Source organism: Streptomyces humidus (assembly GCF_014649655.1).
GTDB classification, from domain to species: domain Bacteria; phylum Actinomycetota; class Actinomycetes; order Streptomycetales; family Streptomycetaceae; genus Streptomyces; species Streptomyces humidus.
In genome coordinates this window covers 180,600-187,946 of record NZ_BMTL01000019.1, presented here as the reverse complement: position 1 = coordinate 187,946, position 7,347 = coordinate 180,600, and the positions used below count along the sequence as shown (strand labels likewise).

Genomic DNA, 7,347 nt, shown 5'->3' with positions numbered 1-7,347 from the left:
TCGAGTTCGACCAGGTCGTGGCCACCCCGCACCTCGGCGCGTCCACCGACGAGGCGCAGGAGAAGGCCGGCATCGCCGTCGCCCGCTCGGTGCGCCTCGCCCTCGCCGGTGAGCTCGTCCCGGACGCGGTGAACGTCCAGGGCGGTGTCATCGCCGAGGACGTCAAGCCCGGTCTGCCGCTCGCCGAGCGCCTCGGCCGCATCTTCACCGCGCTGGCCGGCGAGGTCGCGGTCCGCCTCGACGTCGAGGTCTACGGCGAGATCACCCAGCACGACGTGAAGGTGCTGGAGCTCAGCGCCCTCAAGGGCGTCTTCGAGGACGTCGTCGACGAGACGGTGTCGTACGTCAACGCTCCGCTGTTCGCGCAGGAGCGCGGTGTCGAGGTGCGGCTGACGACCAGCTCGGAGTCGGCCGACCACCGTAACGTCGTGACCGTGCGCGGCACCCTCTCGGACGGCGAGGAGGTGTCGGTCTCCGGCACGCTGGCCGGTCCGAAGCACCTGCAGAAGATCGTCGCGGTCGGCGAGTACGACGTCGACCTCGCGCTCGCCGACCACATGGTCGTCCTCAAGTACGAGGACCGTCCGGGCGTCGTCGGCACCGTCGGCCGGGTCTTCGGCGAGGCCGGGATCAACATCGCCGGCATGCAGGTCGCCCGCGCGGTCGCCGGCGGCGAGGCGCTGGCCGTCCTGACCGTCGACGACACGGTGCCGCCCGCGGTGCTGGCGGAGGTCGCGGAGGAGATCGGCGCGACGTCTGCTCGTGCCGTGAACCTCGTCTGAGGTTCGCCGCACGGTCCGGGGGCTGCCGCCCCCGGGCCCCCGCTTCGGCCCTGAAGGGGCCTCGTCCTCAAACTCCCCCGAAGGGGCACCCCCGGACGGGCTGAAGCAACCCGAGGCGGCTCGAAGACGCACGCCGGACGGGCTGAGGTTCTCAGCCCGTCCGGCGTTTTCGTCCGTCACGTCACCCGGCGTCGCCGACGCGGCTCCGTCGCAGTGTCGCCGTCGCCGCCACCGCGGACCCCGCGAGGACCACCGCTCCCGTGATCGCCGCCCCCTGCATCCCGTGGGTGAAGGCCTCGCGGGCCACGGCGGCCAGGGCGTCTCCCGTGCGCCCGGGCAGGTGAGCGGCGGTCGCGAGGGCCCCGCCGAGGGTCTCGCGGGCCTCCGCCGGGGCCGAGGACGGCATGTCGTGGCGGTAGATCGCGGTGCCGATGGAGCCCAGGACCGCCATGCCCAGCGCGCCGCCGAACTCGGCGCCCGTCTCCAGCAGGGACGACGCGGAACCGGCGCGCTCGGCCGGGGCCGTGCCCATCGCCAGGTCCGTCATCTGGGAGATGACCATGACGATCCCGGAGGCGAGGATCCCGCAGGCGGTCAGGACGAGCCACATGGAGTCGGTGCCGGCGAGGGCGAGCAGGCCGTAGCCGGCCGCGCCGATCGCGAAGCCCGCCGTCACGACGTGGGCCCGGTCGACGCCCTTCTGGACCAGGGAGGTGGCCAGCGGGGCCGCCATGCCGATCGGGACCGAGGGCAGCAGTGCCCACAGCGCCGCCTCCAGCGCGCTCTTGCCGAGGACCGACTGCAGGTACTGCGTGGTGAAGAACGCCGAGCCCAGCATCCCGAACGAGGAGACGAGGTTCAGCACGACCGCGGGGGCGAAGCCGGGCCGGCGGAACAGGGCGGGGGAGATCATCGGGTCGTCGGCCGTGCGCTGGCGGTGGACGAACAGGGCGGCGAAGAGCAGGCCCACGGTGATGGAGACGACGTACGGGGTGTGCCATCCCTCGGAGGCGATCTCCTTCAGGCCGTAGACCACGGGGAGCACGGCGGCCAGGGACAGCGGGACGCTCAGCCGGTCGAAGCGGCCCGGGGCGGGGTCGCGCGACTCGGGCAGCAGGATCGGGCCGAGGACCAGCAGCAGGGCCATCGCGGGCAGGTTCACCAGGAAGACCGAGCCCCACCAGAAGTACTCGACCAGGACACCGCTCATCACCGAGCCGAGTGCGATGCCGCCCGTCATGACGCCGGACCACAGGCCGATCGCCTTCGCGCGCTGGCCGGGGTCGGTGAACATCGTGCGGATCAGGGCCATCGTCGAGGGCATCAGCGTCGCGCCGCCGATGCCGAGGACCGCGCGGGCGGCGATCAGGGTCCCGGCGCTGTCGGCGTAGGCCGCGGTCAGCGAGGCGGCGCCGAAGGCGGCCGCGCCGATCAGCAGCAGCCTGCGGCGGCCGACGCGGTCGCCGATCGCACCCATCGTCATCAGCAGGCCCGCCAGGACGAACGCGTACACGTCGAAGATCCACAGCTGTTGCGTGCTGCTGGGCTCGAGGTCCGCGTTGATCGCGGGGATGGCGAAGTAGAGGACGGAGACGTCCATGGAGACCAGCAGCAGCGGGAGCATCAGCACGCCGAGGGCGGTCCATTCGCGGCGGCCGGCGCGGGCGGCCGGGGGTGTGGCGGTGCTCGTCGGGTTCGTCATGCCGATGACTGTACGAGCGTATTAAACGGTTGTCTAGAACGAATGTGTAAGTCATGCGTATGGGACGTCTGTATGGATCGGGAGTAGGGTGGCGGGCATGGGACACCGTGAGGATCTGCTCGAAGGCGCCAGGCGCTGTCTGCTGGAGAAGGGGTTCGTGCGCACGACGGCGCGCGACATCGTCAAGGAGTCGGGGACCAACCTCGCGTCGATCGGCTACCACTACGGGTCGAAGGACGCCCTGCTGGTGCAGGCCTACGTCTCGCTGATCGAGGGCATCGGCGACACCTTCGACCCCGGCTGGGGAGCGGGCGGCGAAAGCCCGTCGGCCCCACGCTCGCTCGACCGCTTCCAGGAGGTCTGGGCCAACGTCATCCGTTCGCTGCCCGAGGCCCGGGCGGTGTGGATGCTGACCCTCGAAGTCATCCTCTACGCGGACCGGTTGCAGGAGGTGCGCTCCCTGCTGGCCGTGGCGCAGGAGCAGGGCCGCGCGGGGATCGTGCCCCTGTTCACCGGCGTTCCCGAGGACGAGCTCGACAAGGAGACCGTCGACTCGGAGGGCCGCTTCTACCAGACCCTCCTGAACGGGCTCATGGTCCAGTGGCTCTTCGACCCGCCCTCGGCGACCGACGCGGCGCAGCTCACCGAGGGGCTGCGGAGGGTGATCGCGGGCGCGGCGCGCGACTGATCCGTCCAGGGGGCCGGATCAGGGCAGCCGGGCCGCCTTCAGCGTCATGTGCAGCAGCAGCCGGTCCTCGCCGTCGTCCAGGTCGAGGCCCGTCAGCTGCTCCACCCGTGACAGCCGGTAGTACAGGGTCTGCCGGTGGATGCCCAACTCCGCGGCCGCGCGGCCGGCCTGGCCCGCGCAGTCGAGATACACCTCGGCGGTGCGGGCCAGTTCCCGGTGGGCGGGCGCAGACAGGGGCAGCACGGAGGGGTCCCGGGCGGCTTCGGGCGGCAGCGAGGTCAGCAGACGGTAGGGGCCGACTGACTCCCACCGCGCGACCGGTCCGAGGCGCGGCTCCGCCAGCGCGGCCCGCGCCGACGCCGACGCCTCCTCCCAGGCCGCCCCGAGCCCGGCCAGCCCGACCCGCCCGGCGGCCACCCCTGCCGCCGCCTCCGCCGCCCGCTCCAGCAGGCGGGCCGCCGCGGACGTCGCCGGGGTGAGGGTGTCCGCCGACCGCAGCCGCACCAGCACCGCCAGACAGTGGCCGGCCGTCGCCCACGGCACCGTGCACAGCGCCGTCGCCCCCGGCAGGGTGCGCAGCGAGGGGGCCTCGTCGGGGTCGGCGGACGGCCAGGGGGCCACGCACACCACCGTGTGCGGGCCGTCCGCGCGGGCGCCGAGCGCGGTGCGCAGCTCCGCCACCGCCATGTCCCGGGGCCAGCCCCGCCCGGCGGTGAGCACCGCCCGCAGCTCCCGGGTGAGGTCCGCGCCGTGCTGGGCCTCGTCGGCGAGAAGGGCGCCGATCCGTACGGTCACCTCCATCGCGGCCGCCAGCTGGGCGTCCGTGGGGCCGGGGTCGTCGTCCAGCAGCCAGACGTAGCCGAGGGCGACCCCCCGGTGCCGGACGGGCAGGCAGACGCGGCCGCGGTGGACCCCCGCCTCCGGTGTCGGCGGGATGCGGACCGGGCCGGTGGCGCGGGTGATGCCGAAGCCCTCGAACCAGGTGCGCACGGCCGTCGTGGAGCGCCGGGTCAGGATCGAGCGGGTGCGCACCGGGTCGAGCGCGGACGCGTCCAGCTCGCCCTCGGCGTCGTACGCCCCGAACGCGATCAGCTCGAAGTCGCGGTTCTCCAGGGTCGCGGGGGCGCCGAGCAGCTCGGAGATCTCGTCGACGAGCTCCTGGTAGTCACCCGCGTGGGAGGAAGATGCAGCATCGGCCGTCACGTGGGCATTCTCCCCCATTCCCGCACCCCCTTCATACATCTGTCTGAGATCTGCGGCACGGATGCGTGACAGCTGTCGATGGCCCACGATCGGAGGGATCCTTAGGTTTCACGGTGGTTCTGTCTGCTGGTCTGTGGAGGTGCCCCGTGCTGGGTCCCGTGATTCTCGCCGCGTCGCGCAGCGACCGGATGCGACGCCTGATCTCGGCGGCCCCGGTGACGAAACAGGTCGTGGACCGCTTCATCCCCGGCGAGACCCTCGACGACGTCGTGCCGATCATCGAGGAGCGCACCGCCCAGGGGCTGGAGCTGACGATGGACGTCGTCGGCGAGGACATCACCACCCCCGACCAGGCCCGCGCCGCCCGTGACGCCTACCTGGCCCTGGTCGACCGCCTGGCGGAGCTGGAGCTCGGCGCGCGGGTCGAGTTGTCCGTCAAGCTGTCGATGTTCGGCCAGGCCCTCCCGTCGCCCGCCACCACCCTGAACGAAGGGCCCCGCGGGCCCGCCCCCGCATTCCAGGGCGGGCACGAGCTGGCGCTCGCCAACGTCCGCCCGGTCGTCGAGGCCGCCGCCGCCATCGGCACCACCGTCACGCTCGACGCCGAGGACCACACGACCCTCGACTCGATGTTCGCCATCCACGAGGGACTGCGGAAGGACTTCCCGCAGACCGGCTGCGTCATCCAGGCCTACCTCTTCCGCACCGAGGCCGACGCCCGCCGGCTCGCCGCGAGCGGCAGCCGGGTGCGGCTCGTGAAGGGCGCGTACAAGGAGCCCGCCGAGGTCGCCTACCAGCAGAAGCACGAGATCGACAAGGCCTACGTCCGGATCCTGCGCACCCTGATGGAGGGCGAGGGCTACCCGATGGTCGGGTCCCACGACCCGCGCCTGATCTCCATCGCGCAGGAACTCGCCCGCAGGGCCGGCCGCAAGCCCGACGAGTACGAGTTCCAGATGCTCTACGGAATCAGGAGCGACGAACACCTGCGGCTCGCCGCCGAGGGCCACCGTATGCGCGTCTACACCGCCTTCGGCACCGACTGGTACGGCTACTTCATGCGCCGTCTCGCGGAGAAGCCCGCCAACCTGCGGTTCTTCCTGCGTTCGATGGTCAGCAAGGGCTGAGCCCACCCCCGCTCGCAACACCGCTCAGTAAGGAGTTACGGAACTCATGGACGCTGTGACCCAGGTCCCCACCCCCGTCAACGAGCCGGTGCACGGCTACGCCCCCGGCTCGCCGGAGCGCGCCCGGCTGGAGGCCAGGCTCAAGGAGCTGGCCGACAACCCGGTCGACCTGCCCTGCACCATCGGCGGCGAGCGGCGGATGGGCGGCGGTGAGCGGTTCGACGTGGTGCAGCCGCACCACCACAAGGCCCGCCTCGGCACGTATGCCAACGCCACCCGGCAGGACGCGCAGGACGCCGTCGACGCGGCCCTCGCCGCCGCGCCCGCCTGGCGCGCGATGTCCTTCGACGACCGCGCCGCGATCATCCTGCGCGCCGCCGAACTGCTCGCCGGCCCCTGGCGCGAGACGCTCGCCGCCTCGACGATGCTCGGCCAGTCGAAGACCGCCCAGCAGGCCGAGATCGACTGTCCCTGCGAGCTGGTCGACTTCTGGCGCTTCAACGTCGCCTACGCCCGCCAGATCCTCGCCGAGCAGCCGCCGGCCAACTCCCCGGGCGTCTGGAACCGGCTCGACCACCGCCCGCTGGAGGGCTTCGTCTACGCGATCACGCCGTTCAACTTCACGGCGATCGCGGGCAACCTGCCGACCGCGCCCGCGCTGATGGGCAACGTGGTCGTGTGGAAGCCGTCCCCGACGCAGACGCACGCCGCCGTGCTGCTGATGCGGCTGCTGGAGGAGGCCGGTCTGCCCAAGGGCGTCATCAACCTGGTCACCGGCGACGGCCTGGAGGTCTCCGAGGTCGCCCTGAACCACCGCGACCTCGCCGGCATTCACTTCACCGGCTCCACCAAGACCTTCCAGTACCTGTGGAAGACGGTCGGCGCGAACATCGAGAAGTACCGGTCCTACCCGCGCCTGGTGGGCGAGACCGGCGGCAAGGACTTCGTCGTCGCCCACCCGAGCGCCGACCGCGCGGTGCTGAAGACGGCCCTCACCCGCGGCGCCTTCGAGTACCAGGGCCAGAAGTGCAGCGCGACCTCCCGGGCCTACATCCCCGCGTCGATCTGGAACTCCGGCTTCAAGGAGGAGTTCGCGGCCGAGGTCGACCAGCTGACCATGGGCGACGTCACCGACCTGTCGAACTTCCTCGGCGCGGTCATCGACGAGCGTTCCTTCGCCAAGAACAAGGCGGCGATCGACCGCGCGAAGGCGGACCCGTCCTGCACGGTCGTCGCCGGCGGCACCTACGACGACTCGGTGGGCTGGTTCGTCCGCCCGACCGTCGTGGAGTGCACCGACCCGGAGAACGAGGTCTTCATGACCGAGTACTTCGGCCCGTTCCTCGCGGTACACGTGTACGACGACAGTTCGGCCGACGCGTACGACGCGATGCTGACGCAGATGGAGTCGGTGTCGGACTACGCGCTGACGGGCTCGGTCATCTCGGGCGACCGCGCGGCCGCCGCGTACACGATGGAGAAGCTCCGCTACGCGGCCGGCAACTTCTACATCAACGACAAGTCCACGGGCGCGGTCGTCGGCCAGCAGCCGTTCGGCGGGGGCCGCGCCTCCGGCACCGACGACAAGGCCGGCGCCCCGCAGAACCTGATGCGTTGGACCCTGACCCGCGCCATCAAGGAGACCCTGGTCCCGCCGACCGACTACACGTACCCGCACATGGGCTGACGCGCGCACCGGGGCCGGGACCGGCCGGGTGACAAGAGGGCCGGGTGGCAAGAGCGCCGGATGACACGAGGGCCGGGCGATGCGCCCGGCCCTTCGCGTTTCCCACGGCGCCGGGCGGGGCCCTCACCAGGGCGCCATGCCTCGTGTTAACCGGTCAA

6 protein-coding genes are annotated in these 7,347 nt (G+C 72.0%); 4 read left to right on the top strand and 2 right to left on the bottom strand.

Going from position 1 to position 7,347, the window contains the following annotated elements; genetic code table 11:
• Nucleotides 1–782: ACT domain-containing protein (locus tag IE239_RS22925; protein WP_190151244.1), on the top strand; the 782-nt coding region annotated here is incomplete at its 5' end.
• 181 nt (nucleotides 783–963) lie between these two features.
• On the opposite strand, the gene IE239_RS22920 is transcribed toward IE239_RS22925, so the two are convergent.
• Nucleotides 964–2,484, bottom strand: coding sequence for an MFS transporter (locus IE239_RS22920; protein ID WP_190151243.1), 1,521 nt, complete (start codon nucleotides 2,482–2,484; stop codon nucleotides 964–966).
• A 97-nt stretch (nucleotides 2,485–2,581) separates the two neighbouring features.
• Between IE239_RS22920 and IE239_RS22915 the strand changes: the two genes are divergently transcribed.
• On the top strand, nucleotides 2,582–3,172 hold the full coding sequence (locus tag IE239_RS22915; protein WP_190151242.1) for a TetR/AcrR family transcriptional regulator: 591 nt from the start codon (nucleotides 2,582–2,584) through the stop codon (nucleotides 3,170–3,172).
• An 18-nt stretch (nucleotides 3,173–3,190) separates the two neighbouring features.
• Here the strand turns inward: IE239_RS22915 and IE239_RS22910 are convergent, their stop codons facing one another.
• On the bottom strand, nucleotides 3,191–4,393 hold the full coding sequence (locus IE239_RS22910; protein WP_190151241.1) for a PucR family transcriptional regulator: 1,203 nt from the start codon (nucleotides 4,391–4,393) through the stop codon (nucleotides 3,191–3,193).
• A gap of 128 nt (nucleotides 4,394–4,521) precedes the next feature.
• On the opposite strand from IE239_RS22910, the gene IE239_RS22905 reads away from it, so the two are divergent.
• Both IE239_RS22905 and pruA read left to right on the top strand, forming a co-directional pair.
• Complete coding sequence (locus IE239_RS22905; protein ID WP_190151240.1) at nucleotides 4,522–5,502, top strand: proline dehydrogenase family protein; 981 nt, start codon at nucleotides 4,522–4,524, stop codon at nucleotides 5,500–5,502.
• 46 nt (nucleotides 5,503–5,548) lie between these two features.
• Nucleotides 5,549–7,189, top strand: coding sequence for an L-glutamate gamma-semialdehyde dehydrogenase (gene pruA / locus IE239_RS22900; protein WP_190151239.1), 1,641 nt, complete (start codon nucleotides 5,549–5,551; stop codon nucleotides 7,187–7,189).
• The last annotated feature ends 158 nt before the right edge of the window (nucleotides 7,190–7,347 follow it).

What these genes read in the sequence shown, in the direction of transcription:
- IE239_RS22920 (WP_190151243.1), bottom strand. Translation starts at nt 2,484, where the DNA reads ATGACGAACCCGACGAGCACCGCCACACCCCCGGCCGCCCGCGCCGGC.
- pruA (WP_190151239.1), top strand. Translation starts at nt 5,549, where the DNA reads ATGGACGCTGTGACCCAGGTCCCCACCCCCGTCAACGAGCCGGTGCAC.
- IE239_RS22915 (WP_190151242.1), top strand. Translation starts at nt 2,582, where the DNA reads ATGGGACACCGTGAGGATCTGCTCGAAGGCGCCAGGCGCTGTCTGCTG.
- IE239_RS22910 (WP_190151241.1), bottom strand. Translation starts at nt 4,393, where the DNA reads ATGGGGGAGAATGCCCACGTGACGGCCGATGCTGCATCTTCCTCCCAC.